Below are 26,781 nucleotides of genomic sequence, written 5' to 3' on the forward strand. Positions count from 1 at the left end.
TCGCGCCCCACCGATCCTTCTCCTCGAAAACAGCTGTCGGTTTGCTCCGACACACATCGCACAGCTGCGATGAAACGTCGGTGTACGCCAGGAAACGTGGTAGCAACACAACTGCCCCACGCGTTCACTTAGGCGAAACGCAGCATCATCACGGATGAAACACCGAATGAGGACCCTTCTGTGCAGGTCCAATTGCCGGAGTCGGCTGGGCCCGAGATGAGGAGGACATTAAGGTGGCTTTTCCCCTTACCGGTGCACCGGACACCGGTGACACCGCCTGGATGCTGGCCAGTTCAGCGCTCGTGTTGTTGATGACGCCCGGCCTGGCGTTTTTCTACGGCGGCATGGTCCGCTCCAAGAACGTGCTCAACATGATCATGATGAGCATCAGCGCCATGGGCCTGGTCGGCGTGCTGTGGTCGCTATACGGATACTCGGCCGCGTTCGGCGACAACAAGTTCGGCGTGATCGGCGATCCCGCGCAGTTCTTCGGTCTCAAGGGCCTGATCGGCGGCAATTCGGTTGCCGAGGTCAAGGACGCGAGCGGCGCTGTCACCACTGCTGCAGTGAACATCCCACTCGCGGGCACGATCCCCGCGACCGTGTTCGTGGCGTTCCAGTTGATGTTCGCGATCATCACGGTTGCCCTCATCTCGGGTGCGGTCGCCGACCGCCTGAAGTTCGGCTCCTGGCTGCTGTTCGCCGGTATCTGGGCGACTGTCGTCTACTTCCCGGTCGCGCACTGGGTCTTCGACTTCGATGTCAAGGATGCCGACGGCAATGTCGTGCACGAGGGCGGCTGGATCGCGAACAAACTGCTCGCGGTCGACTTCGCCGGTGGTACCGCGGTCCATATCAACGCCGGTGCGGCGGGCCTGGCCCTGGTGCTTGTGCTCGGTAAGCGCAAGGGCTGGCCCAGCACCCCGTTCCGTCCGCACAACCTGCCGTTCGTCATGCTCGGTGCCGGTCTGCTGTGGTTCGGCTGGTTCGGCTTCAACGCCGGTTCCGCGGTCACCTCCGGTGGTCTGGCCGGTTCGACCTTCATCACCACCACCCTCGCGACCTGTGCGGCGATGCTGGCCTGGCTGCTGGTGGAGAAGTTCCGCGACGGCAAGCCCACCTCGCTGGGCGCGGCCTCGGGTGTGGTGGCCGGTCTGGTCGCGATCACCCCGTCGTGCTCCTCGGTCAACGTGGTCGGCGCCCTGGTGATCGGCTTCGTGGCCGGTGCGGTCTGTGCGCTGGCGGTCGGCCTGAAGTTCAAGTTCGGCTTCGACGACTCGCTCGACGTCGTGGGTGTGCACCTCGTCGGCGGCATCATCGGCACCCTGATGGTGGGCCTGGTCGCCGCTCCGGAGGCGGGCGCGGGCAAGACCGGCCTGTTCTACGGCGGCGGTTTCGACCAGCTGTGGCGGCAGGCCGTCGGTGCCGGTGCGGTACTTGCGTTCTCCTTCATCGCGACCCTGATCATTGCCTATATCGTGAAGTTCACCATTGGGCTGCGCGCCAGCGAGGAAGCCGAGTCGGTGGGCATGGACGAGTCCGAGCACGCTGAAACGGCATACGATTTCGCTGCTGTGGGTGGCACGGCACGTACCGCCGTCAAGGAGGCATGACGACATGAAACTGATCACCGCAATCGTCAAACCGTTCACTCTCGAGGACGTCAAATCCGGGCTCGAGCAGGCGGGTGTGCTGGGCATGACCGTGAGCGAGGTGCAGGGCTACGGCCGCCAGAAGGGGCATACCGAGGTCTACCGCGGCGCCGAGTACTCGGTGGATTTCGTTCCGAAGGTTCGGGTCGAGGTGGTCGTGGACGATGCCTCGGTCGACAAGGTCGTCGAGGTGATCGTCGAGGCCTCCCGCACCGGCAAGATCGGTGACGGCAAGGTCTGGGTGACCCCGGTGGAGTCGATCATCCGAGTGCGGACCGGCGAACGCGGTACCGACGCTCTCTAAACGGAGAATCGAAATCGAGCGGCGGCCCCGCTCCCACCGGATAGCCCGGTCGGGGCGGGGCCGTACGCATTTGGATGGACGGTGGTTTGTGGGTAGTCACGAGCAAGACGGCAGACAGGGAACCGAGGATGTCGGGACTAACGTCTCCAATGGCGCGACCGACCTGGTCCGGGCACGCAATCAATTGCTCGAGGGCGGACTGCCCCGTAATCCGCGGCTGGACGCGGAATCCCTGCGGTCGGCGCTGGTCGATCTGTTCGAATTGTGGCTGACCACCAAGGGCACCGATCTCGGCATCGGCCGCGACAGCGGTCTGGCCGTGGTTGCCGTCGGCGGACTCGGGCGCAAGGAGATGCTGCCGTATTCCGATCTGGATCTGGTGTTGCTGCACGATGACGTCGATCCCGCGCGCGTGGCCGAGGTGGCCGATCAGCTCTGGTATCCGCTGTGGGACGCGCATATCAAACTCGACCACAGCGTGCGCACCGTGCCGCAGGCATTGCGCGTGGCCTCCGACGATCTCATCGCCGCACTCGGCATGCTCGAGGCCAGGCACATCGTCGGCGATATGGAGTTGAGCAATCTGTTGATCGGCGGAGTGCGCCGGGAGTGGCGAACCGGAATCCGTTCGCGCTTCGATGAATTGATCGAACAGGCCGAGACCAGGTGGCAGCGCAGCGGTGCGATCGCCCATCGCGCCGAACCCGATCTGAAGAACGGGCGCGGCGGATTGCGCGATATCCAACTGCTCGACGCGCTGGCCATCGCCCAGCTGACCGATGCCATGCCGGGTCTCGGCCCGGATGTGCCGGGCGGCGGTCTGAAGCAGGCGCGTCGACGTTTGCTGGACGTTCGCACGGAGTTGCATCGGGTGGCGGGTCGGGCCCGCGATCAACTGCGAGCCCAGGATGCCGACGAGATCGGCGCGGCCTTGCGCATCGGCGACCGTTTCGATCTCGCTCGCACACTGAGCGATTCGGCACGGACGGTGAGTTATTCCGTCGATGTCGGTCTGCGCACCGCGGCCAATGCGCTACCGCGACGCGGCCTCGCCCGACTGCGGCGCATGCCGGTTCGCCGACCACTCGATGAGGGGGTGGTCGAACACGCGGGGGAGGTCGTGTTGGCGCGGGATGCGCGCCCGCAGCGCGATCCGGGCCTGATCCTGCGAGTGGCCGCGGCCTCGGCGCAGACCGGGCTGCCGATGTCCGCGACCACGCTGAATCGGCTTTCCGAGGATGCGCCGGAGCTGCGCGAACCCTGGCCAAAGGACGCGCTCAACGACCTGTTGATCCTGCTCGGAGCGGGTCGCGGTGCCATCGATGCGGTCGAGGCACTTGACCGAACGGGCTTGTGGGGCAGGCTCCTTCCCGAATGGGGTGCGGTGCGCGACCTGCCGCCGCGCGATGCCCTGCACACCTGGACCGTGGACCGGCACCTGATGGAGACGGTCGCGTATGCGAGCGCGCTGAGCACCCGCGTCGCCCGTCCCGACCTGCTGATGCTCGGTGCGCTGCTGCACGATATCGGCAAGGGCAGGGCCGGTGACCACAGCATTGTCGGGGCGGAACTGGCCACCCATATCGGACGGCGTCTCGCGCTGTGGCCATCGGACGTGCGCACGCTCAGCGCCATCGTGCGCCACCATTTGTTGCTGCCCGACACCGCGACTCGGCGCGACCTGGCCGATCCGGACACCGTGCAATTCGTCGTCGACGCCCTCGGCGGCGATGTGCAACTGCTCGAACTGCTGCACACCTTGGCCGAGGCCGATTCGCTGGCCACCGGCCCGGGTGTCTGGGGTGACTGGAAGGCGTCGTTGATCGGCGAACTCGTGCGCCGCTGCCGCCTGGTCATGGCGGGGGACCAGTTGCCGAAGCCGGAACCGATCGCACCGGAACTGCTGGCCAAGGCCGCGGCGGGTGGCGTGCACGTCGATCTGCGGCCGGGCGAGGGCAAGTACACCTACACGGTCACCGTGATCGCACCGGATACGCCGGGCCTGCTCTCGGATGCCGCCGGAGTGTTGGCTCTACATTCGCTGCGGGTGCTCTCGGCGACCGTCGGCGGCGAAGGTTCCTCGGCCGTCAACACTTTTGTGGTGTCCCCGAAGTTCGGCGATCCACCGGATGGCGGACTGCTGCGGCAGGAGCTGATCCGTGCGACCGCTGGCGATCTCGATCTGTCCGCGCTGCTGGCGAAGCGAGAGCGCGAGGCCATCGGCGCTGGCCCGAGCCAGTACGCGCAGGCACAGCCCCGGGTGATCTGGACGGCGACATCGACCCCCGGTCAGGTGGTCCTCGAATTGCGTGCCGAGGACCGGATCGGCCTGCTCAGCCGGTTGGCCGCGGCGTTTGCCGAATGCGGCGCCGATGTGCGCTGGGCGAAGGTGGTGACCATGGGTTCCGCGGTGGTCGACGCCTTCGGCCTCGACCTGGGCGTCGATATTCCTGAGCGTCGCGAAACCGTTGAAAAGGCGGTGCTGGCCGTGGTTCCGCGCCCCGCCCCCAAGCCTCCGGAGGGAGTCGGACCACCCGGTACCAGCTCGGTCTCATGATCGACCCGATTTACATTTGCAGATGATTTGCTGAAAGCATAGGCAGCGCGCCCGTTGCCCCCTACTATCAGAGCGTCTGGCTATCGCGAGCGAGGGGAGCAGGTCGGTGGCAATTGAAGTCGTTTCGGCGTCGATGATGACGAGTGACGAGACCACGCATATGGCGCGCTGCGTCGGCGGTGATCGGTGGGTGGTCTCCTGGCTGCCCGGCCGGACACTGTCCGGACAGCAGGCTGTGACTGCTATGACGATTGCCACCGCCGTTGCCACCCGCGATGTGCCGACCGGCGCGGACTGGGCCATGCTCGACGACCTGGCCCTCGAGCTCGGTCTCACCGGTCGGGAGGCGGTTTTCATGGTTGCGCAGGAGAACCACGACTACCGCAAAACCGCGAAACCGCGCCGCCGCGCGATGGAATAACCGAGCACCGCTTGCGCGCGTAAGTGGGCCGTCCCATTACCCTGGGATACCAAGTGACGTCCCACGAGATCAGGAGCGCGATCGGTGTTCGAATCCCTGTCCGACCGGCTTACCGGTGCCCTCAAGGATCTTCGCGGTAAGGGGCGTCTGTCACCGGCCGACATCGACGCCACCTGCCGGGAGATCCGCCTCGCCCTGCTCGAAGCCGACGTCGCGCTGCCCGTGGTGCGCGGTTTCATCGCGAAGATCAAGGAGCGGGCCAAGGGTGCGGAGGTTTCCGCCGCCCTCAATCCGGCCCAGCAGGTCGTCAAGATCGTCAATGAGGAACTCGTCGGCATCCTCGGCGGCGAAACCCGCAGGCTGACCCTCGCCAAGAACCCGCCGACCGTGATCATGTTGGCCGGTCTGCAGGGTTCCGGTAAGACCACCCTGGCGGGCAAGCTCGCGAAATGGCTCAAAGGACAGGGGCATCAGCCGCTGCTGGTGGCCTGTGACCTGCAGCGTCCCGGCGCGGTGACCCAGCTCCAGGTGGTCGGTGAGCGCGCGGGGGCGCCGGTCTTCGCGCCGCATCCCGGCACCTCGATCGGCGGCGGCGAGAATCCGCTCGGCATTTCGGCGGCCGATCCGGTCGCGGTGGCCGAGGCGGGTGTCGCGGAGGCGCGCAGCAAGCAATACGACGTGGTCATCGTCGACACCGCCGGTCGCCTCGGTATCGATGCCGAGTTGATGGCGCAGGCCGCTGGCATTCGCGATGCGGTCAAGCCCGACGAGACGCTGTTCGTGCTCGACGCGATGATCGGCCAGGACGCCGTCAATACCGCGGAGGCCTTCCGCGACGGTGTCGGCTTCACCGGTGTCGTACTCACCAAACTCGACGGTGACGCCCGCGGTGGTGCGGCGCTGTCGGTCCGGAATGTGACCGGCTCGCCGATCATGTTCGCCTCCACCGGTGAGAAGCTCGAGGACTTCGACGTCTTCCACCCGGACCGGATGGCCTCGCGCATCCTGGGCATGGGTGACGTGCTGAGCCTGATCGAGCAGGCCGAACAGGTCTACGACCAGCAGCAGGCCGAGGAAGCCGCCCGCAAGATCGGCAGCGGCGAGATGACGCTCGAGGACTTCCTCGATCAGATGCTCGCCATCCGCAAGATGGGCCCCATCGGCAATCTGCTCGGCATGCTCCCCGGTGCGGGCCAGATGAAGGATGTGCTGGCCCAGGTCGACGATAAGCAACTCGACCGGGTGCAGGCGATCATCCGCGGTATGACCCCGGCCGAACGCGCGAACCCGAAGATCATCAACGCATCTCGCCGTCTGCGCATCGCCAACGGCTCCGGCGTGCAGGTCTCCGAGGTCAATCAACTCGTCGACCGCTTCTTCGAGGCCAAGAAGATGATGGCCATGATGGGCCGTCAGATGGGCCTGCCCGGTGCGCGCCGCGGCAATGCGAAGAAGGGCAAGAAGGGCAAGAAGGGTGGGCGCGGACCGACGCCGCCGAAGATGCGCGGCGGGTTCCCCGGCATGCCGGGTATGCCCGCCGGGATGCCGGATCTGTCCGGTATGCCCGCTGGGCTCGACCAGTTGCCGCCCGGACTTGAGGGTTTCGACCTGTCCAAGCTGAACTTCCCCAAGAAGTAGAGCGGCGCAGCTTTCCTCGATGCCGTTGCGGGCAAGGCGCGGACCGTCCGGTGCGCCCGCTCAGCGGTGGGTCGGTCGTTGTGATCGGGCGGGGTGCCCTGTTCAGCTGTGCGTCCGTCTTCGAGACCGGCTGGGTGCCCGATCCCAGGATGGAGCTGCGCGGCTGACCGATGTCGGCTGGGAGCCGTTGCCAGCGTGTGCGGGAGGGGTGACCCGTCTGCGCTCTCCCTGGCACCGGTGCTGGGGACCGTGCACCGTCTACTTGGGCTGCCCGGTTCCCGGAAGGTGCGCGGTTGAAGGATCTCGGCTGCGAGCCCTCGCCGGTGCGTGCGGCAGGGCGTCCCATGTGCGCTCTACCGGCACCCGCTCTTGGGATCGGGCATCGTGTACATGGCGTGCCCGGTTCGAAGACGCGGTGTCGGTCCCCGAACATCGGCTGCGAGCCGTTGCCGGGTGCGGGTGGGGTGACTGTCGAAGAGTGTCGGCAGTAGGTTGGACGGTGCCGATCGCGTCGAGGAGGTTGCTGTGCATCTGCGGGGTGTGGTTCTCCCTGATGACGAGGTGCGTGACCTGTGGGTGCGGGATGGGCTGGTGTCTTTCGAGCCCGTCGCGGGGGCCGAAACACTTTGCGGCACAGGGTGGATCGTGCCCGGCCTCGTCGATGCGCACTGTCACGTCGGGATCCGGTACGGCGGGGGACATGAGGATCGCGAGGGGGCGATCGCCCAGGCCGAGACCGAGCGAGACGCGGGTGCGTTGCTGCTGCGCGATGCGGGCTCGCCGATCGATACGCACTTCATCGATGAGCATGAGGAGCTGCCGCGGATCATTCGTGCGGGCCGCCACATCGCTCGACCGCGCCGCTATATCCGCGAGCTCGGCATCGAACTCGACGATGAGCGTGATCTGCCGGAGATCGTCGCCGAACAGGCTCGGTTCGGCGACGGCTGGGTGAAGATCGTCGGGGACTGGATCGACCGGTCGGCAGGCGATCTGCGGCCGCTGTGGAGCGATGCGATCCTGAAGGAGGCCATCGACGCCGCGCACGCCAACGGTGCGCGGGTCACGGCGCACGTCTTCGGCGAGGACGCGCTGCCCGGCCTGATCAACGCTGGCATCGACTGCCTCGAACACGGCACGGGCCTCACCGACGACACCATCGAGCTGATGGTCGAACACGGCACCGCGCTGGTCCCGACGCTGATCAATATCGATACCTTCCCCGAAATCGCCGACAGCGCAGGCAAATTCCCCATTTATGCCGCACATATGCGCGATCTGCACGCGCGCGTCCGCCGCACCGTCGGCAATGCGCACGATGCGGGCGTCCCGATTTTCGCGGGCACCGATGCGGGCGGATCCATCCGTCACGGCCGCGTCGCCGACGAAATCGCCGCCCTGTCCGGAGCGGGCTTGTCCAAACACGACGCCCTCGGCGCTGCTTCCTGGAATGCCCGCACCTGGCTGGGCCGACCGAGCATCGAGCCCGGTGCACCAGCGGATCTCGTTGTCTACCGGGAAGACCCACGCACCAACCCCGCCGCACTCACCGACCCCCAGTACGTCATCCTGCGCGGCCGCCTCGTCGAAACCCACAATCCGGTCACCGGCCACCGCTGACCCACCGCATATGGTCCGGGCATCGCGCACAGGCTATAGCTTGTGCGAGGTTGTCACTGGGTGTGCGACAGACCCCAGGTCAGGAGGGTGGTGTGGGGAAGAGGGGGAAGGTGGGGGTGGGGCGCGCGTAGGGTCGGGTTATGACCATTCGCCTCGGTTATCAGATGCCCAATTTCAGTTATGGCCAGCCCGTCAGCGAACTGTTTCCGACCGTGGTCGCGCAGGCCAGGGAGGCCGAAGCCGCCGGTTTCGACACGGTCTTCGTGATGGATCACTTCTACCAGCTGCCCGGTCTCGGTGAGCCGAGCGAACCGATGCTGGAGGCCTACACCACGCTGTCCGGAATCGCCGCGTCGACCGAACGAATTCAGTTGTCGGCGTTGGTGACCGGCAACACCTATCGCAATCCCGCACTGCTAGCCAAGACTGTCACCACCTTGGATCTGGTGAGCGGCGGGCGGGCGGTACTCGGCATCGGAGCCGGGTGGTTCGAGCTCGAACACCAGTCCTACGGCTTCGAATTCGGCACCTTCACCGAACGCTTCCAGCGGCTCGACGAGGCGCTGCGAATCATTACGCCGATGCTGCGCGGTGAACACTCGACCTTCGACGGCAACTGGTACCACACCGATAACGCCATGAATGAGCCGCGATTGCGCAATGACCTGCCGATCCTGCTCGGGGGCGGCGGCGAGAAGAAGACCTTCGCGCTGGCCGCCCGCTTCGCCGACCACATCAACATCATCTGCAACGCCTCCGAGCTGCCGCGCAAGATCGAGGCACTGCACCAGCGCTGCGCCGAAAACGACCGTGATCCAGACACTTTGGAGGTCAGCTACCTCTGTTTCCTGATGATCGACGAGGACGGCGACCGCGCCCGCAAACAACAGCAGGATCTACTGCGCGGCATCGGCGTCGACCTGTCCGCACTCTCGGAGGACCAGCGCAAGCAGACCATCGCCGACCGCCAATTCGTCGGCAGCCCAGCCGAAGTCGCCGAACAACTACAGACCAGGGTGCTCGACCAAGGCGTGCAAGGTCTCATCGTCAACATGGTGACCAACGGCCACGAGCCGGGTGCGGTGGATCTCGCCGGTCGTACCCTCGCCCCGCTGGTTCGCTGAGGCGGCACTCAGGCCCATTCCGCGTCCCCGGCGCCCCGGCCGTCGTTGTGCGCAGCGGCGGCCGAAGCCAGGTTCCGGTGAATCGTGCTCAGGAATGGGCGACCACCCGTCATGTCGACAACCGCTAGCGTCACCAGGGCTGAATCGTCGGGCGATGAATTCCCTGCATTCCGCGCGTCCTAGTAGGTGAAGTAACTTCGACCGAGAGGGCAGTAATGCGGGATTTGATCGTGACCGAGAACATCACGCTCGATGGCGTCATCGATGCGAGCGAGGGCTGGTTCACCGTCGGCAATGACGCGCAAGGCGACCAATCGGACGTTCTGGATGAACTCATGCGCCAGAGCGCCGAATGCGATGCCGTGCTGTTCGGGCGGATCACCTTCGAGCAGATGCGCGGCTATTGGCCGCAGCAGACCGACGACGAGACCGGCATCGCTGACGATCTGAACAACGTGCACAAGTACGTGATGTCGAGCTCACTGGGCGAACCGGAGTGGGCGAAAACCACGGTGCTGCGCGGGCCGCTGGCCGATGAGATGCGGGCGCTGAAGTCCGAGCCGGGCAAGGACATCGTCACCACCGGCAGTATCACCCTGGTCCACGGCCTCATTGCCGCCGATCTCGTCGACGAGTACCGGCTGTTCGTCTTCCCGGTGGTGCTCGGCAGGGGTGCCCGCCTGTTCGAGGACGCGACCCACGTACCTGCCCTGCGACTGGTCGAGAGCCGTAAATTCCGGTCCGGGGTCGTGCTGCTGCGCTATCGAACCAGCTGATCGTCAGCTGAACAGGTTGGCGATTCCGCCGATCACCCCCACGAATACCGCCGACGGCGGCCCGCGCGAGGCCGAGCGCCGACAATTCCATGGCCGCGTCGCCGCCGATTTCGGTCGCGGCCTCGGCAACCTGCGGCCGATCGTTTCCCCCCGACGACGCGATTTCAGCGGCGGGGGACCGGTCTGGCAGAATGGACCATCGTCCTTCCTGGACAAGTGTCAGCCCGTCTCCGGTTACGCACCGCGCGGCGGTCACACACTCCAAGCGCAAAACCGGGCTCGCAGACCGTGCGGGTCGCTGAATTGCGCCGTGACCAACCACTGAAAGGCAGATCAGCACATGGCTGTTCGCATCAAGCTCACCCGTCTCGGCAAGATCCGCAACCCGCAGTACCGCGTGGTCATCGCCGATGCCCGCACCCGTCGTGACGGCCGCGCCATCGAGAACGTCGGCAAGTACCACCCCAAGGAAGAGCCGTCGCTGATCGAGATCAACTCCGAGCGCGTGCAGTACTGGCTGGGTGTCGGCGCGCAGCCGACCGAGGCCGTGCAGCGGCTGCTGGAGATCACCGGCGACTGGCAGAAGTTCAAGGGCCTGCCGGGCGCCGAGGGCACCCTCAAGGTGAAGCCCGCGAAGCCCTCCAAGCTGGACCTGTTCAACGCCGCGCTGGCCGCCGCCGATAACGAGCCGGTCGCCGAGGCCGTCACGCCCAAGAAGAAGGCCGCCAAGAAGGAAGAGGCCGCCGAGACTGAGGCTGCGGAGTAATGAGCGCTGTCGTCGCCGATGCCGTGGAGCACCTGGTTCGCGGCATTGTCGCCAATCCGGATGACGTCCGGGTCGAGCTGATCACCGGCCGCCGCGGGCGCACCGTCGAGGTGCACGTCAACCCCGATGATCTGGGCAAGGTGATCGGTCGCGGCGGTCGTACCGCGACCGCGCTGCGCACCCTCGTCGCCGGAATCGGCGGCCGGGGCATCCGGGTCGACGTGGTCGATACCGACGCTTGATGGAACTCGTCGTAGGTCGGGTCGCCAAATCGCACGGTGTGCGCGGCGAGTTGGTCGTCGAGGTACGCACCGACGATCCCGATGCGCGTTTCGCACCCGGTGTGCGGCTGCGCGGGCGGGCGGCGCGATCCAGCGAAGTTCGTGAGTTCACCGTGGAGTCGGCCCGAGAGCATTCGGGCCGACTTCTCGTGCAACTCGTCGGGATCTCCGACCGCACCGCCGCCGATGCGCTGCGCGGCACACTGTTCGTCGTGGACAGTGCGGAGCTGCCGCCGTCGGAGGATCCGGACGAGTTCTACGACCACGAGTTGGAGGGCCTGACCGTCCAGCTCACCGATGGCACCGTTGTCGGCAAGGTCACCGAGGTGCTGCATTCGGCTGCGGGAGAACTGCTTTCGGTGCGTGCCGCCGACGACGGCAGGGAGATCCTGATTCCGTTCGTCACCGCGATCGTGCCGACGGTCTCACTGGCCGATCAACTGGTCGTCATCGATCCGCCCGAGGGTCTGCTCGATCCGGAGTAGCGGACCATCGGAAGACTTGAGGACCGCATGAAACTCGATGTCGTCACGATATTTCCGGAGTATCTGGAGCCGCTGCGAACGGCATTGCTCGGCAAGGCCATCGACAAGGGCCTGATCGCCCTGGACGTACACGATCTGCGTCGCTGGACCCACGACGTGCACAAGTCCGTCGACGATTCGCCCTACGGCGGCGGGCCGGGCATGGTCATGAAGCCGACGGTTTGGGGCGATGCCCTCGACGAAGTATGCCCCGACGACGCCCTGCTCGTGGTGCCGACGCCCGCCGGAGTGCCCTTCACCCAGGCCACCGCGCAGCGCTGGGCCACCGAGAAACATCTGGTATTCGCTTGCGGCCGTTACGAAGGCATCGATCAACGTGTGTTCGACGATGCCACCCGCCGGGTTCGCGTCGAAGAGGTCAGCATCGGCGACTATGTTCTCATCGGCGGTGAGGCCGCGGTCCTCGTGATGGTCGAGGCCGTGGTCCGCCTGCTACCCGGCGTACTCGGCAATCAGCAATCCCACCAAGAGGATTCGTTCTCCGACGGACTGCTGGAGGGGCCGAGCTACACACGACCTGTCTCCTGGCGCGGCCTCGAAGTGCCGCCGATCTTGCTGTCCGGCGATCATGCCAAGGTCGCCGCGTGGCGGCGCGAACAATCTCTCGCTCGGACCCGAGAACGGCGGCCGGATCTACTTACCGACGACTGAAATCGTGACCTTTTCGCCATATCGAATGTATCGTTAATTAACGGCACGTTAAACAACGGTAGGTGGCTATGGTGACAGTGGCTCGGTTCGTAACGGTGCGTCGAGCGGTGGCCTCGACTCTCATCGGTGGCGCGATGATCGTCTTGTCGGATCTGGCCGCGCCCGAAATCGAGGTAATCAGAGTCGCCGCGGATCGGGACACGCATGAGCCGGATGCTGGCCGTAGCCGCAACAGCGCAGGTCAGCGCGGCCGCAGCAGCAATCACGGGCAATACAAGGGTCGCAATGAGCGTCCGTGCCAGTACACCCCCGAAGGGGTCTGCACCGGCGGGCGCTGACCAATTCACCCGCGGCGCACGAATCTCGGACAGTGCGAAATCTGTGCGCGGGGAACTCAGGGCAGCAGACCGAAGCGCCGAGCGGTGACCACAGCCTCATGGCGAGAGTGCGCGTCGAGTTTGGTCATCGCATTGCGCAGATAGCTCTTGACCGTCTCCGATCCGAGCGAAAGGCGTTGGGCAGCTTCGTGATTGGTGCAGCCGAGCGCGATCTGGGCGAGCACGTCGAGTTCCCGTCGGGATAGGCGCGGCGCATCCGCGGGCAGGTCGCCGACGAGGACTCGGGTGAGGCGTTCGCACACCGAGTGCAGGCGTTCGCGGAGGCGTTCGTCCTCGGCCGATTGGGCCGCGCCGCGGAGTTCGGCATTGATCTCGCGCAGTTCCTCGGCGACCGCGGGCGCGGTCCCGGCTGCCGGAGTGGTCATTTCCAGTAGGCGCAGGCGACGGTCCACCTCGTCGCGGATGGTGATCTCGGTCGCCAGGCGTCGACCGGCCGCGACGACCAGATCGGCGGTGCGGTCGCCGAGCGGTGCGCCGCCCCGGGTGGCGGCGTAGAGCACCGCACGGGAGCGATCGTCCACCACCACGGGCACCGCGAGCACCGAGCGGATGCGTTCGCCGGAGACGGGACCGTCGTAGTGATGGGTGATCTCGGAGGCATTGCGGTAGTCGGCGACCGAGGCGGGGCGGCGCATATCCATCACCCTGCCTCCCAGCCCGGAGGTGCGCAGCACGGTCAGTCCGCGCAGGCCATTGGTGACGGTGCCGACGAATTCGGTCAGCAGCAGCGCGTCATTGTGCACTTCGCCGCCGAAAACCACCGGCACGCCCGCCTTGTTGGCCACCCAGCGGATCTCGGCACGCAGCGCATCGCCGTCGCGTGGCCGCAGCAGCGCGGAGGTGTGGGTCAAAAGACTCACCCCTTTTCGGGGGTAGTGCCGAACGTGATGTGACCCACATCCTATGGGAGACCGAGGTGGCCTGGATCACCGATGAGGAGAGGCGAGATGACCGCGGACCTGAACGCGCGCGTGCGCGAGCTACTGGAGACCTACGACGGACCCGCCGTCAGCGCGGCGGATCTGCTGTGCGACCGGCACCCCGCCGATCGGGTCGCGTTCACCATCGTCGACCCTGACCTGACCGCGCTCGATCTGACCTACGGTGAGCTTCGCGAACGCTCCCAACGCTTCGCCGTCGCCTTGGCCGACCTCGGCGTCGAACCCGGCGACCGCGTCGCCACACTGATGTCGAAGTCCGCCGACCTGGTGGTGGCGCTGCTCGGCATCTGGCGCCGCGGCGCGGTCCACGTCCCGCTCTTCACCGCCTTCGCCCCACCCGCCATCGCCTTCCGACTGGCCGCGAGCGGTGCGACGATCGTCATCGCCGACGTCGACCAGGCGGCAAAACTGGTACCCGGCGATGACATCCCAGCCGATCCGCCGTGGCGGGTAATCATCGCGGGGGAAGGCCCGGTATCCGCTGGCGTGCGGGCGTCCGACACGACTGCCGCTGGAGCTGATGTGCGAGCGGTCGGAGCTGCTTCCGGGCACGTGGGTGACTCCGGCAATGCGACTGCTACCGAGGCCGACGGTGATGCGGCGAAGCCCCCGATCGCCGCGCGGACAACCCCACTGCGGTTCGCGGATCTGCTCGCCGTGTACTCCGCCGACGACCCGCGCGCGGCTGCCGTGGCGGTCGGCGGGGACGGGCTGCTGGTGCAGTTGTTCACCAGCGGCACCACGGGTACGCCGAAGGGTGTGCCGATTCCGGTGCGGGCGCTCGCGGCATTCCATGCGTACCAAGAGTTTTCGCTGGACGTGCGGCCGGACGACGTCTATTGGAATGCGGCCGATCCGGGTTGGGCGTACGGACTGTACTGGGCGATTCTCAGCCCGCTGGCATCCGGTATCCGCAGCCTGCTGCTCCATGCCGCATTCTCCGCGCCGCTGACTTGGCAGGTTCTCGAAAGGTTCGGCGTCACCAATTTCACTGCCGCGCCGACGGTCTATCGAGCGTTGCGTGCCGATAGTGCAACTGCCCCAACGGATCTCCACTTGCGGCGCGCCTCGTCCGCAGGCGAACCGCTGACCCCGGATGTGGTGACGTGGTCGGTCGAAACGCTGGGCGTCGCGGTGCGCGATCACTACGGGCAGACCGAGCACGGCATGCTCATCTGCAATTCATGGCACGAGGCATTGCGGGTGGACGCCCCCGCGGGCTCGATGGGCCGGACGATGCCGGGTTGGCATTGCGCGGTGCTCGCCGAGGATGCCGACGTCGAAGCGCCGGTCGGCGAACTGGGCCGAGTCGCCATCGATACCGAACGCAGTCCACTACTGTGGTTCCTCGGCTACCTCGACGCCCCGGAACGCACCGCGCAGCGCTACACCGCCGACGGGCGCTGGTATCTGACCGGTGATGCCGGATCCCAGGATGCGGACGGTTTCTTCCACTTCTCCGCCCGCGACGACGATGTCATCATCATGGCTGGATACCGCATCGGCCCGTTCGAGGTCGAGAGCGTACTGGTGCTCGATGAGCGGGTGGTCGAGGCAGCGGTGGTCGGCATGCCCGACGAATTGCGCGGTGAGGTGCTCGAAGCATTCGTGGTGCTGCGCAATGGTTTCGAAGGCAATGCCGAACTCGAGGCCGAATTGCAGACCCTGGTGAAACGCAAGTTCGCCGCGCACGCGTATCCACGCAAGGTGCATTTCGTGGACGCGCTACCCAAGACGCCCAGCGGCAAGGTGCAGCGGTTCATTCTGCGGCAGCAGGGGGTTCGGTGATGTCCGCACTTGCGAGTTACGCCTCCGGCATCGCGGAAACCCCGCTGCTCGGCGAAACCATCGGCGATGACTTCGACCGCATGGCGGCCGCCTATGCGGACCGAGAAGCCTTGGTGGACTGTCCATCCGGTCGCCGCTGGACTTATCGCGAACTCGCGGCCGCGATCGACGCACTGGCCACCGGATTGGCCGAAGGTGGTATCGCCAAGGGCGATCGGGTCGGCATCTGGGCACCGAACTGCGCGGAATGGTTCCTCACCCAGTACGCGACCGCGAAACTCGGTGCGATTCTGGTCAATATCAATCCGGCATACCGCACCAGCGAACTGGAATACGTGCTTCGCCAAGCCGGTGTGCGCATGTTGATCGCCGCGCCGGAATTCAAGACATCGAACTATGTTGCCATGATCGAGCAGGTCCGCCCGAATTGTCCTGGCCTGGAACAGGTTCTGGTACTCGGCTCGCCCGAATGGGATGCCTTGGCGCAGACCGCTATCGATGCCGATCGGCTGATGGCGATCGCCGCGACACTGTCGATGGACGACCCGATCAATATCCAATACACCTCCGGCACAACAGGTTTCCCCAAGGGTGCGACGTTGAGCCACCACAACATCCTCAACAACGGCTACTTCGTCGGCGAACTCTGCGGCTATACCGAACAGGACCGGATCTGCGTGCCCGTCCCGTTCTACCATTGCTTCGGCATGGTCATGGGCAACCTGGCGAGCACCAGTCACGGTGCGGCCGTGGTGATTCCGGCGCCCGCATTCGATCCGGTCGCAACCCTCGATGCGGTCGCCGCGGAGCGCTGCAGCTCGCTCTACGGCGTACCGACGATGTTCATCGCCATACTCGCGGAACTGGATTCTGGTAGGGACGTCGACCTGTCCAGCCTGCGCACCGGCATCATGGCCGGTTCACCCTGCCCGGTCGAGGTGATGAAGCGGGTGATCGATCGCATGGGCATGCGCGAGGTATGCATCTGCTACGGCATGACCGAAACCTCGCCGGTATCCACCCAGACCCGCCGCGACGACGGCATCGATCGCCGCACCGCGACGGTCGGGCGGGTCGGCCCTCATCTGGAGGTCAAAATCGTCGACCCCGCAACAGGTTTGACCGTGCCGCGCGGTGAACCCGGGGAACTGTGCACCCGCGGCTACTCGGTCATGCTCGGCTACTGGGCCGAGCCCGAGAAGACCGCCGAGGCCATCGATGCCGCCCGCTGGATGCACACCGGCGATATCGGCGTGATGGACGATGACGGATACCTCGCCATCACCGGCCGGATCAAGGACATGGTGATCCGCGGCGGCGAGAACATCTATCCGCGCGAAATCGAGGAATTCCTCTACACCCACCCGGACATTCTCGACGCCCAGGTGATCGGCGTCCCCGACCCGAAGTACGGCGAAGAGCTGATGGCCTGGATCCGAATGAAGGACGGCACAACACCGTTGGACGCCGAGACCGTCCGCGCGTTCTGCACCGGCAAGCTCGCCCACTTCAAGATCCCGCGCTACGTGCACATCGTCGACGAGTTCCCGATGACCGTGACCGGGAAAATCCGCAAAGCCGAAATGCGCGAGCTGGCTGCGCAACTGCTCGCGGCTTCCGACCGCGACGACTGATTTCGCGCAATTCGGTCATCCGCAACCTGGTTTACCTGGGCGTGGGCCGTTTGTCAGGTGACAACGGTAGTGTCTCGGGCGTGACGACAGCGCCCGAGATCGCCAGTTCAGCGACGAACACCGACACGACCGCCGCCGCACCGGCCGCGACCACAGCTCTGGCCAGCGTGGGCCGACGCATCGCCGATGAGCTCGGCGTGCGCGAGACCCAGGTCCGGGCCGCCGTCGAGCTGCTGGACGCGGGTTCCACGGTGCCCTTCATCGCGCGGTACCGAAAAGAGGTCACCGGTGGCCTCGATGACGCCCAGCTCCGCCAGCTCGACGAGCGCCTGACCTATCTGCGCGAACTCGACGAGCGCCGCGGCGCGATCATCGAATCCATCAAGGGCCAGGGCAAACTCGATGACGCGCTGCTCGGGCAGCTGATGACGGCCGAGACCAAGGCCCGCCTCGAGGACATCTACCTGCCGTACAAGCCGAAGCGGCGCACGAAGGCGCAGATCGCTCGCGAGGCCGGTCACGAGCCCGTCGCCGATGCGCTGATCGGCGATCCGACCACCGATCCCGCGCAGTACACCGCCGAGCAGCTCGACGGCGCCCGCGCCATTCTGGTCGAGCGTTTCGCCGAGGATGCCGATCTGGTCGGCGAACTGCGCGAGCTGATGTGGAATCGCGGCCAGGTCCGCTCGAGCGTGCGGCCTGGCAAGGAGGAGGCGGGCGCGAAGTTCGCCGACTACTTCGAATTCAGCGAGCCTTTCAGCAAGCTGCCCTCGCACCGGATCCTCGCGCTGCTGCGCGGTGAGAAGGAAGAGATACTGCAGCTGCAGCTCGAGCCGGATACCGAGACTGATTCGTCTGGTCGCTCTGCGGGCTCCGCTCCCGGGGAGCCAGGCGAGCGGTCGATCTACGAGGGCCGCATCGCGGTGAAGTTCGATATCGCCGATCGGGGCCGGGCCGCCGACACCTGGCTGCTGGATACGGTGCGCTGGGCGTGGCGCACGAAACTGCAAGTAAGCCTTGGCATCGACACCCGCATGCGCCTGCGTCAGGCCGCCGAGAAAGATGCCGTCGAAATCTTCGCCGCGAATCTGCGCGACCTGTTGCTGGCCGCGCCCGCGGGTACCCGCACCACCATGGGCCTGGATCCGGGGTACCGCACCGGTGTGAAGGTCGCCGTCGTTGATGCCACCGGCAAGGTCGTCGCGACCGAGGTCATCTACCCGCACAAGCCCCAGGGCCAGACCGAGAAATCCCTGGCCGTACTCGGCGCGCTGGTCGCTCGGTTCGGCGTCGAGCTCATCGCCATCGGCAACGGCACCGCCTCGCGCGAGACCGATGCCCTTGCCGCCGAACTGATTTCGCGGATTCCGGAGAACAAGCCGACCAAGATCGTGGTCTCCGAGGCGGGTGCGTCGGTGTACTCCGCATCGGCGTACGCCTCGCAGGAATTACCGGATATGGACGTCTCGCTGCGCGGCGCGGTATCCATCGCCCGACGCCTGCAGGACCCGCTGGCCGAGCTGGTGAAGATCGACCCGAAGTCCATCGGCGTCGGTCAGTACCAGCACGACGTCTCCGAAACGCTGCTGGCCCGCTCACTCGGCGCGGTGGTCGAGGATGCGGTGAACGCGGTCGGTGTCGATGTGAACACCGCATCGGTGCCGCTGCTGTCGCGGGTGTCGGGTATCGCCAATTCGATCGCCGAAAGCATTGTGGCGCATCGTGACCAGCACGGACCGTTCCGCAGCCGCACCGCGCTGCTCGACGTGCCTCGCCTGGGCCCCAAGGCCTTCGAACAGTGCGCGGGCTTCCTGCGCATCCGCGGCGGCGACGATCCGCTCGACACCTCCGCCGTGCACCCCGAGGCCTACCCGGTGGTGCGGCGCATCCTGGAATCGACCGGACGCGGCATGGCGGAACTGATCGGCAACACCACAGCCTTGCGCTCGCTGCGGCCCGCCGATTTCACCGATGAGAAGTTCGGTATCCCCACCGTCACCGACATCATTTCCGAACTCGAGAAGCCGGGTCGCGACCCGCGTCCGGAATTCAAGACCGCCGAATTCGCGGCGGGCGTGGAGAAGGTCGCGGATCTGCGGCCTGGGATGGTGCTCGAAGGTGTGGTCACCAATGTGGCCGCATTCGGAGCATTCGTCGATGTCGGCGTGCATCAGGACGGACTCGTGCACGTCTCGGCCATGTCGCACAACTTCGTCAAGGATCCGCGCGAGGTCGTGAAGTCCGGTGATGTCGTCAAGGTGAAGGTGCTCGAGGTCGACGTCGCACGCCAGCGCATCGGACTGTCGCTGCGGCTGGACGACGAACCGGGCGCCACGACCAAGGGCGACGGTGGTCGTGGCCGTGGCCAGAGTGGCCGGGGCGGGCAGGATCGCGGCGGACAGCGGCAGAATGGTCAGGGTAGGCAGCAGGGCCAGGGCCGACAGCAGAATCAGGGCCGCAACCAGGGCAACCAGCGGCGCAACGCTCCCGCACCGAGCGGTTCGATGGCGGATGCGCTGCGGCGGGCGGGTTTCGGCCAGTAGGACGATACGGGCGGAGGTATGTAGGCGGCCATGCGACGGTGGCTCGAAGACGATGTGATCGGACACGGCCGCCTTCCGCTGCTGTGCTTCCTCCTCGGTTTCATCGTCGGCTTCCTGCTGATCCGGCTCAGTGTCCGCTTGATCCGCAAGCAAGTCCGCTGGTGGCCGGGCAATGTGCGCTCCGGCGGTGTGCACATTCACCACATGGTGTTCGGGGTCATCCTGGTGCTGCTGTCCGGCATCGGGATGGTCACCATGTACCAGAGCGCCACCACACTCACCGCGAGCCTGCTGGCCGCCGCCTTCGGTGTCGGCGCGGCCTTGACCCTCGATGAATTCGCGCTGATCTTCTACCTGCGCGATGTGTACTGGGAGGAGCAGGGCCGCACCTCGGTGGACGCGGTCTTCGTCGCGCTGGCGGTCACTGGGCTGCTGCTACTCGGTTTCCACCCGCTGTGGTTATTGGATATCAACGACTTCCGTCGGGACCCCAGCACCGAAGTCCGCATCTTCATCGTCGGCTTCGCGGTGGTGAACCTGGGGCTGGCGGCCATCGTCATTGCCAAGGGCAAGATCTGGACCGGCCTGTTCGGGATGTTCTTCCTGCCCCTACTCGTGGTCGGCGCATTCCGACTGAGCCGACCCGGCGCACCATGGGCACGTTGGCGTTACCCAGGCAGGCGACGGCTCATGTATCGGGCGATAGTCCGCGAACGCCGCTACCGACGACCGGTAATCCGCGCCAAGATCTTCGTACAAGACCTCGTCGCCGGAAAACCCGACGTCGTCCACGTCCGCGAGGCCGCGGAGGCCGAATTGGCCCGCACCGTGGTCCCCGCCCCACCGGCCCCCAGCCACTGGCACCTCCCCTCGGCCTCCGCCCCCACCCACTGGCACCTCCCCTCTGCCTCCGACCACTCCCACCGCGACTGACCCTCGCGCCTACTCAACCGCGCCAGCGCCAGCCCCAGAGCGTCCCGGGCTCCGAGAATGCTCTGGGGCAGGATCGCTCTCGCGTTTGCCTGCACGGTTGCACGGTGATCAAGCGTCGAGGACTGCCTGGGGGAGGCGGGATGGGTCGGAGAGCAGGTCGATGGCGGCGATTTTGGCGTCGACGATGGTGAAGGCGATCAGTGAGACCGTCCTGCCATTGGCGGTGTTGAGTAGGGCGGGTGCGCCGTTGACCAGAACATGTTGCGAAGCAAAGGCATTGGCGGCGCGCTGGAAGGCGTCGAGTTGACCGGCCACCGTTGCGGAACCGTGCAGTACGCGCATGCCGCCGGGGAAGCTGGCTCCGGCGTCGGCACGCAGCACCACGTCGGGGTCGAGAATGGCTAGCAGCGCGTCGAATTCACCGCTGCGGGCCGCCGCGAGGAAGGCATCGACCACCCGACGTTGGCGCGGCAGATCCCGGTCGGGACGCGGCGCTTCACGCTGAACCCGGCGGCGGGCGCGGCTGGCCATCATCTTGGCCGCGGCCGCGGATTTGCCGATGATCGGGCCGATCTGGTCGAACGGCACCGCGAACATATCGTGCAGTACGAAGGTCACGCGCTCGACGGGATTCAGCGCGTCCAGCACGACGAGCAGCGCCAGCCCGACCGAATCCGCGAGTAGCGCTTGCTGTTCCGGCTGCGTCGCGTCATCGGCGGTGATGATCGGGTCGGGCAGATAGGCCTCTTCGCGGCGGGACTTGCGCGACCGCAACATATCCAGGCAGACCCGACCCACGGTCGTGGTCAGCCAACCGCCGAGATTATCGATGTCGGTGCTGTCCACCCCGGCCAGCCGCAACCAGGCCTCCTGCACCGCATCGTCGGCTTCATTCAGCGAACCGAGCATGCGATAGGCCACCGCGACCAAGTGCGCCCGATGCGCCGTGAATCGGTCTGCCAAAGAATCGTCTTCGCTCACAGGGATCTCCTCGAGGTTGCTCGAAGAGATGACGGAACCGCGGCCGTGAGTGTGACAACCCGTTACCTTGTCGGGCCGCCATCCGTCACACAGTTATGAACCTACGAAAGACATCCCGCGTGGCCTACCTCGGCGCCACCGGAATCGTGCTGGCCGAAACCGCCGTCGGGTCCTACTGGGATCTCGCGCGAATCTCCTACGTGCGCGAGGTTTTCCAGCGACTCGAATACCCGATGTACTTCGCCACCATCATGGGCATCGCCAAGGCCGCCGCGGTCGCCGCGATCGTCACGCCGGGCTTCCCGCGCGCCGAGGAATGGGCGTACGCGGGCCTGACCTTCGTCTACGGTGGCGCGGCCGCGTCCCATATCGCCGTCGGCGACAAGCCGAATGCCTGGCTCGGACCGCTGGGTTTCGCCGGGCTCACCCTCGCGTCGTGGGCCCTGCGCCCGGCCAGAGCGGTTGCGGTCTGACGGGAGAGGAACCGATCATGGAAAACACCCGTCGGGTTCAGTGCACCGGAGAACGACCGCCTCGCGGCCGCCGTGCACCGCGCGGCCACCCGATGAACCGGGCCCGATTTTTCCCGCGACCCGCCGATCTGGCACAATGCACAGGTTGCCCTGGGTGCATTAGGCCCACGGAGCACCCCTTATTCGGAGCATGAACCGGTCGAGCACGCCAGTGCCGCCAGGGTCCTCTGCTCGCGCGAACATCAGAAGGATGAAATGAACACCCTTGACTTCGTCGACGAAAAGTCGCTGCGCAGCGACGTCCCCGACTTCCGTCCGGGCGACACGCTCAACGTGCACGTGAAGGTCATCGAAGGCTCGAAGGAGCGCATCCAGGTCTTCAAGGGCGTCGTGATCCGGCGTCAGGGTGGCGGCATCCGCGAGACCTTCACCGTCCGCAAGGTGTCGTTCGGTGTCGGCGTGGAGCGCACCTTCCCGGTGCACAGCCCCAACATCGACCACATCGATGTCGTGACCCGCGGTGATGTCCGCCGTGCCAAGCTGTACTACCTGCGCGATCTGCGCGGCAAGGCCGCCAAGATCAAGGAAAAGCGCTGAGGTAGTCAGCGGTACCGCTCGGCGCGAAAGTTCTTCAGCTAGCCCGGCATCGGACGTCAGTCTTGGTGCCGGGCTAATCTGTTCGGCGTGGCAGACGAAAGTGGGTCGATGACGGTCTCCGATTCGGACGACGAGGGTGTGAGCCGCCGCTCACGGCGCTCGAAGCGCAAGCAGCGCCCCTTCTGGCAGGAACTGCCGGTCCTCATTGTCATCGCCGCGGTCATCGCGGCACTTATGGTCAGTTTTGTCGGGCGCCCGTACGTCATTCCGTCCCAGTCGATGGAAGAGACGCTGCTCATCGGCGACCGCATCTATGTCGAGAAGCCGAGCTACTACTGGGGCGAGCCGCAGCCCGGTGACGTTGTGGTGTTCGTCGGCCCACCGTCCTGGAATACCCGCTACCAGTCGATCCGGTCCAGCAATGTCGTGGTGCGCGGCGTGCAGAACTTCTTCTCCTTCTTCGGGCTCGTCCCGCCGGATGAGAACGATCTGGTGAAGCGGGTGATCGCTGTCGGCGGCCAGACCGTGCAGTGCTGCGACGCGCAGGGGCGGGTCATGGTCGATGGCAAGCCGTTGGACGAGCCGTATGTCCTGAACGACTACCCGTGGTACCCGGGTCAGCAGAACGCGAGCTACCCGGCGGGCCGAGTATTCGGCCCGGTCAAGGTGCCCGAGGGCAACCTGTGGGTGATGGGCGACAACCGCAACCAGTCCGCCGACTCACGCGCCCATGTCAGCGATAACCTGCAGGGCACCGTCCCGATCGACAATGTGCGCGGCAAAACCGTCTTCAAGATCTGGCCGCCCACCCGGATCGGTCCGGTGAAAGCACAGGATCCCCAGACGAATTGATCGGCGCGGGCCGCGGGATAATTGGATGGTGGGGCAGGGTCGAGTGGCTAGGGCTAATGGCGCGACTCCGGGCAACGGGTGGCCGCCGCGTGTCGTGATGCGTCGCGCCGGTGGGTTGCGCACGCTGGAGGCGGCGCTGATCCGCAGTGGACTCGGCCCGGTCGCCGGGGTCGATGAGGCCGGGCGCGGACCCTGCGCGGGACCACTGGTCGTTGCCGCCTGTCTGCTCGCTCCCAAGGCATACGACAGGCTGGCCGGGCTCGACGATTCCAAGAAGCTCACCGAAGCCGTACGCGAGGAGCTTTACCCGGTGATCACCCGATTGGCGCTGGCCTGGAAGGTGGTCGTCATTCCGGCCTGGGAGATCGATTCGATCGGCATCCACGTCGCCAATATCGAGGGCATGCGCCGTGCGGTCGCCGGACTCGGGCAGACGCCGGGTTATGTGCTGACCGACGGATTCCGGGTGCCCGGGATTCCGGTGCCGTCGCTGCCGGTCATCGGCGGTGACGCGGCCGCGGCCTGTATCGCGGCGGCGAGCATCCTGGCCAAGGTGACCAGGGATCGGATGATGGTCGAACTGGACGAGCGGTTTCCTGGCTATGGATTCGCCGCGCACAAGGGCTACAACACGCCCGAGCACACGGCCGCGCTGGAGCGGCTCGGACCGAGCAGTGAACACCGCCGCTCCTGGCGCAATGTGCGGCTGGCAGCGGGGTTGCGGCCGGTAGCGGCGGCGGAGTACGCCGACGTGGAACTGGCCGACGAGGTTTTGCTGGATGGCGCCGAACCGGATAGCCGAGTGGCTACCGACGCGGCGCATGCGCGATGATGTTGTCAGCAGAAGCAGTGCGGCGAGAAGGAGGACGTCCCACCCGATGAGTGCCGAGGACCTGGAGAAATACGAAACCGAGATGGAGCTCTCGCTATACCGGGAGTACAAGGACATCGTCGGTCAGTTCTCGTACGTGGTGGAGACCGAGCGCCGCTTCTATCTGGCCAACTCCGTCGAATTGCGGCCGCAGAACGCCGATGGCGAGGTGTACTTCGAGGTGCGCATGAGCGATGCCTGGGTGTGGGATATGTACCGGCCCGCGCGCTTCGTCAAGCACGTTCGGGTGATCACGTTCAAGGACGTGAATATCGAGGAGCTGGAGAAGCCGGATCTGCGGTTGCCGGAGTAGGGCTCGGCTGCGGTTGGTCCCTATAACATCGGGCACCGACAACTAGGTGGAGTTCGGGGGCCCGACGCCGGGGTTGTCCACAGCTGAGCGAGTATCCACAGGTTTTCTATTCGCGCAGGTCACTGTCATCGGCCGCGGGCGCGATCCGGGCACGCTGAGCCGGTGGCAGAAAACCAGGCGCTCGGCGCACAAGGGGAAGAACTGGCGGCCCGATTCCTGCAGGCCGCCGGGATGGAGATCATCAGCAGGAATTGGCGGTGCAGATACGGCGAACTGGATCTGATTGCCCGGGACGACCGCGTGACCGCCTTCGTCGAGGTCAAAACGCGAACCGGAACGAAGTTCGGCACACCCGCCGAGGCGGTCACCTTCGATAAGCAGCAACGGATCAGGCGGTTGGCGCTGGTGTGGCTGGCCGAACAGGACGGTCCGTGGCGCGATATCCGCTTCGACGTTATTTCGGTGCTGCTGCACCGCGGCCACCGACCGGTCATCGATCACCTGAAAGCGGTGTTCTGATGGCGCTGGGGGTGGCGTATTCGGTCGCGGTGAGCGGGGTGGACGGCCAGCTGGTCGAGATCGAGGCGGATATCGGGCAGGGCCTGCCGTCGGTTCATTTGGTGGGGTTGCCCGACACTGCGCTGCAGGAATCTCGTGATCGGGTGCGCTCGGCGGTGGCGAATATCGGGGAGAAGTGGCCGGACGGCCGCGTGATCCTGGCACTGTCTCCGGCGACGCTGCCCAAGATCGGCAGCGTCTACGATCTCGCCCTCGCGATCGCGGTACTCGACGCGGCGGGCGCGGTCCCCTCCGATCGGCTCGGAAAGACCGTATTGCTAGGGGAATTGGCGCTGGACGGGCGCGTACGCCGGGTGCGCGGCATCCTGCCCGCCGTGCTGGCGGCACGTAAAGCTGGTTGGACGCGGGTGATCGTGCCGGAATCCGTACTCGCCGAAGCCGGTCTGGTCGATGGCATCGAGGTCTTCGGGGCCCTGAGCCTGCGCACCGTGGTCGCGTGGCTGCGTGGCGAGGGCGGTCTGGTGGAGCCCGACGGGAGGCTGCCCGACACCGTGCGCTGTGGTGGCGATCTGAGCGAGGTGGTCGGTCAGGAGGAGGCCCGGTGGGCATTGGAGGTCGCCGCGGCGGGCGGGCACCATCTGCTGCTCACCGGACCGCCCGGAATCGGCAAAACCATGCTGGCGCAACGTCTTCCGGGCTTGCTGCCGCCGCTCACCGAATCCGAAGCGCTCGAAGTGACAGCCATCCATTCGGTGGCGGGCGCGCTCTCCAACGACGCCCCGTTGATCACCATGCCGCCCTTCGTCGCTCCGCATCACTCGACCTCGGCCAGCGCCATGGTCGGCGGGGGATCGGGGACCGCACGTCCAGGGGCCGTCAGCCGTGCTCATCGCGGGGTCTTGTTCCTCGATGAATGCGCGGAGATCGGGACCAAGGTCTTGGAAGCGATGCGAACACCCTTGGAAGAGGGCGAAGTTCGCATCGCTCGCCGAGACGGGGTGGCCCGCTACCCGGCCCGTTTCCAGCTGGTCTTGGCCGCGAATCCCTGCCCATGTGCCCCGGCCCGCGATGTCGACTGCATCTGCGCCCCGCTCGCGCGCCGCCGATACCTGGGCAAGCTGTCCGGACCGTTGATGGATCGCATAGACATCTGGGTCCAGATGCACGGCCACTCCGGCGCATCGTTCGCCGCCGAGGAAGCCGAAAGCAGCGAGGTGGTGCGCCGTCGAGTCGCGGCCGCACGGCAAGCCGCAGTACAACGTTGGAAGGACTACGGCTGGGCAACCAACGCCGAAGTTCCCGGGCACATCCTGCGCCAACGTTTCCGACTTCCCCAGGAAGCAACCGCCCCCATCGAAGCCGCGCTCCGTCTGGGCCGCCTCAGCGCCCGCGGCGCCGACCGCGCCCTCCGGGTCGCGTGGACTATCTGCGACCTCCGCAACGCCGACCAACCCAGCGCCCAAGACGTACTGGCCGCCTTGAACTTCCGGCAACGGGGCTCCCATTGAGCGCGGCGACGGGAAATGAGCGCCCGATCGAAGCGAGGTCCGTTGCGCCAGAACTGGTTGGCGGTGCAAATGCCTCGGGGCGCGCTGGCGCATCG

Annotated in this window: 26 protein-coding genes; 24 read left to right on the plus strand and 2 right to left on the minus strand. The window is 66.1% G+C overall.

What is annotated here, in order from left to right; genetic code table 11:
- Window positions 1-233 precede the first annotated feature (233 nt).
- The 13 genes from NA5_RS35530 (at window position 234) to NA5_RS35595 (ending at window position 12,673) form a co-directional block, all read left to right on the plus strand.
- A complete protein-coding gene (locus NA5_RS35530; protein ID WP_062993425.1) occupies window positions 234-1,613 on the plus strand; it encodes an ammonium transporter in 1,380 nt (459 codons plus the stop codon).
- A 4-nt stretch (window positions 1,614-1,617) separates the two neighbouring features.
- Window positions 1,618-1,956, plus strand: coding sequence for a P-II family nitrogen regulator (locus NA5_RS35535; RefSeq protein WP_040868325.1), 339 nt, complete (start codon window positions 1,618-1,620; stop codon window positions 1,954-1,956).
- 88 nt (window positions 1,957-2,044) lie between these two features.
- Window positions 2,045-4,513 (plus strand): [protein-PII] uridylyltransferase, encoded by a 2,469-nt coding sequence (locus NA5_RS35540; protein ID WP_084484673.1) that lies wholly within the window; start codon window positions 2,045-2,047, stop codon window positions 4,511-4,513.
- Window positions 4,514-4,619: 106 nt separating this feature from the next.
- Window positions 4,620-4,934: a hypothetical protein gene (locus NA5_RS35545; RefSeq protein ID WP_245672594.1), complete on the plus strand. Its 315-nt coding sequence runs from the start codon at window positions 4,620-4,622 to the stop codon at window positions 4,932-4,934.
- 84 nt (window positions 4,935-5,018) lie between these two features.
- Window positions 5,019-6,572: a signal recognition particle protein gene (gene ffh / locus NA5_RS35550; protein WP_062993428.1), complete on the plus strand. Its 1,554-nt coding sequence runs from the start codon at window positions 5,019-5,021 to the stop codon at window positions 6,570-6,572.
- 525 nt (window positions 6,573-7,097) lie between these two features.
- Complete coding sequence (locus tag NA5_RS35555; protein ID WP_062993457.1) at window positions 7,098-8,192, plus strand: metal-dependent hydrolase family protein; 1,095 nt, start codon at window positions 7,098-7,100, stop codon at window positions 8,190-8,192.
- Between the two features lie 140 nt (window positions 8,193-8,332).
- Window positions 8,333-9,316, plus strand: coding sequence for an LLM class F420-dependent oxidoreductase (locus tag NA5_RS35560; RefSeq protein ID WP_062993429.1), 984 nt, complete (start codon window positions 8,333-8,335; stop codon window positions 9,314-9,316).
- A 230-nt stretch (window positions 9,317-9,546) separates the two neighbouring features.
- Entirely contained in the window at window positions 9,547-10,092 is a 546-nt protein-coding gene (locus NA5_RS35565; RefSeq protein ID WP_307188893.1) for a dihydrofolate reductase family protein, read from the plus strand.
- Between the two features lie 340 nt (window positions 10,093-10,432).
- A complete protein-coding gene (gene rpsP, locus NA5_RS35575; protein ID WP_062993432.1) occupies window positions 10,433-10,858 on the plus strand; it encodes a 30S ribosomal protein S16 in 426 nt (141 codons plus the stop codon).
- Window positions 10,858-11,100 (plus strand): RNA-binding protein, encoded by a 243-nt coding sequence (locus NA5_RS35580; RefSeq protein WP_040693288.1) that lies wholly within the window; start codon window positions 10,858-10,860, stop codon window positions 11,098-11,100. Before rpsP ends, NA5_RS35580 begins: the two co-directional genes overlap by 1 nt.
- The gene (rimM, locus tag NA5_RS35585) at window positions 11,100-11,624 is read left to right on the plus strand and encodes a ribosome maturation factor RimM (protein ID WP_062993433.1); all 525 of its coding nucleotides are present in this window, start codon (window positions 11,100-11,102) and stop codon (window positions 11,622-11,624) included. The genes NA5_RS35580 and rimM overlap by 1 nt, the downstream gene beginning before the upstream one ends.
- A gap of 27 nt (window positions 11,625-11,651) precedes the next feature.
- Window positions 11,652-12,335 carry a tRNA (guanosine(37)-N1)-methyltransferase TrmD gene (gene trmD / locus NA5_RS35590; protein ID WP_062993434.1) on the plus strand — a complete coding sequence of 228 codons (684 nt, stop codon included), beginning with the start codon at window positions 11,652-11,654 and terminating at the stop codon, window positions 12,333-12,335.
- 71 nt (window positions 12,336-12,406) lie between these two features.
- Window positions 12,407-12,673 (plus strand): hypothetical protein, encoded by a 267-nt coding sequence (locus NA5_RS35595; protein ID WP_157110827.1) that lies wholly within the window; start codon window positions 12,407-12,409, stop codon window positions 12,671-12,673.
- Between the two features lie 56 nt (window positions 12,674-12,729).
- Here NA5_RS35595 and NA5_RS35600 read toward each other — a convergent pair whose 3' ends face one another.
- The gene (locus NA5_RS35600) at window positions 12,730-13,584 is read right to left on the minus strand and encodes a helix-turn-helix transcriptional regulator (RefSeq protein WP_062993436.1); all 855 of its coding nucleotides are present in this window, start codon (window positions 13,582-13,584) and stop codon (window positions 12,730-12,732) included.
- Between the two features lie 96 nt (window positions 13,585-13,680).
- Here NA5_RS35600 and NA5_RS39890 point away from each other — a divergent pair, with 96 nt between their 5' ends.
- From NA5_RS39890 to NA5_RS35620, 4 genes are all read left to right on the plus strand, one after another.
- Window positions 13,681-15,462: an AMP-binding protein gene (locus NA5_RS39890; RefSeq protein WP_062993437.1), complete on the plus strand. Its 1,782-nt coding sequence runs from the start codon at window positions 13,681-13,683 to the stop codon at window positions 15,460-15,462.
- On the plus strand, window positions 15,462-17,096 hold the full coding sequence (locus NA5_RS35610; RefSeq protein WP_062993438.1) for an AMP-binding protein: 1,635 nt from the start codon (window positions 15,462-15,464) through the stop codon (window positions 17,094-17,096). The genes NA5_RS39890 and NA5_RS35610 overlap by 1 nt, the downstream gene beginning before the upstream one ends.
- Before the next feature lie 98 nt (window positions 17,097-17,194).
- Window positions 17,195-19,639, plus strand: coding sequence for a Tex family protein (locus tag NA5_RS35615; RefSeq protein ID WP_062993458.1), 2,445 nt, complete (start codon window positions 17,195-17,197; stop codon window positions 19,637-19,639).
- Between the two features lie 30 nt (window positions 19,640-19,669).
- On the plus strand, window positions 19,670-20,572 hold the full coding sequence (locus NA5_RS35620; RefSeq protein WP_062993439.1) for a hypothetical protein: 903 nt from the start codon (window positions 19,670-19,672) through the stop codon (window positions 20,570-20,572).
- 108 nt (window positions 20,573-20,680) lie between these two features.
- On the opposite strand, the gene NA5_RS35625 is transcribed toward NA5_RS35620, so the two are convergent.
- Entirely contained in the window at window positions 20,681-21,553 is an 873-nt protein-coding gene (locus tag NA5_RS35625) for a sigma-70 family RNA polymerase sigma factor (RefSeq protein WP_062993440.1), read from the minus strand.
- Between the two features lie 119 nt (window positions 21,554-21,672).
- On the opposite strand from NA5_RS35625, the gene NA5_RS35630 reads away from it, so the two are divergent.
- The 7 genes from NA5_RS35630 (at window position 21,673) to NA5_RS35660 (ending at window position 26,686) form a co-directional block, all read left to right on the plus strand.
- Complete coding sequence (locus NA5_RS35630; protein ID WP_245672596.1) at window positions 21,673-22,026, plus strand: DoxX family protein; 354 nt, start codon at window positions 21,673-21,675, stop codon at window positions 22,024-22,026.
- Between the two features lie 255 nt (window positions 22,027-22,281).
- Complete coding sequence (rplS, locus tag NA5_RS35635; protein ID WP_011210681.1) at window positions 22,282-22,623, plus strand: 50S ribosomal protein L19; 342 nt, start codon at window positions 22,282-22,284, stop codon at window positions 22,621-22,623.
- A gap of 108 nt (window positions 22,624-22,731) precedes the next feature.
- Entirely contained in the window at window positions 22,732-23,475 is a 744-nt protein-coding gene (lepB, locus tag NA5_RS35640) for a signal peptidase I (RefSeq protein ID WP_062993442.1), read from the plus strand.
- A 97-nt stretch (window positions 23,476-23,572) separates the two neighbouring features.
- A complete protein-coding gene (locus tag NA5_RS35645; RefSeq protein ID WP_062993443.1) occupies window positions 23,573-24,307 on the plus strand; it encodes a ribonuclease HII in 735 nt (244 codons plus the stop codon).
- A gap of 46 nt (window positions 24,308-24,353) precedes the next feature.
- Window positions 24,354-24,659 carry a DUF2469 domain-containing protein gene (locus NA5_RS35650; RefSeq protein ID WP_011210678.1) on the plus strand — a complete coding sequence of 102 codons (306 nt, stop codon included), beginning with the start codon at window positions 24,354-24,356 and terminating at the stop codon, window positions 24,657-24,659.
- Window positions 24,660-24,821: 162 nt separating this feature from the next.
- Window positions 24,822-25,178 carry a YraN family protein gene (locus NA5_RS35655; protein WP_062993444.1) on the plus strand — a complete coding sequence of 119 codons (357 nt, stop codon included), beginning with the start codon at window positions 24,822-24,824 and terminating at the stop codon, window positions 25,176-25,178.
- On the plus strand, window positions 25,178-26,686 hold the full coding sequence (locus tag NA5_RS35660) for a YifB family Mg chelatase-like AAA ATPase (RefSeq protein ID WP_062993445.1): 1,509 nt from the start codon (window positions 25,178-25,180) through the stop codon (window positions 26,684-26,686). Before NA5_RS35655 ends, NA5_RS35660 begins: the two co-directional genes overlap by 1 nt.
- The last annotated feature ends 95 nt before the right edge of the window (window positions 26,687-26,781 follow it).

This window comes from Nocardia anaemiae NBRC 100462 (genome assembly GCF_001612725.1).
Taxonomy (GTDB): domain Bacteria; phylum Actinomycetota; class Actinomycetes; order Mycobacteriales; family Mycobacteriaceae; genus Nocardia; species Nocardia anaemiae.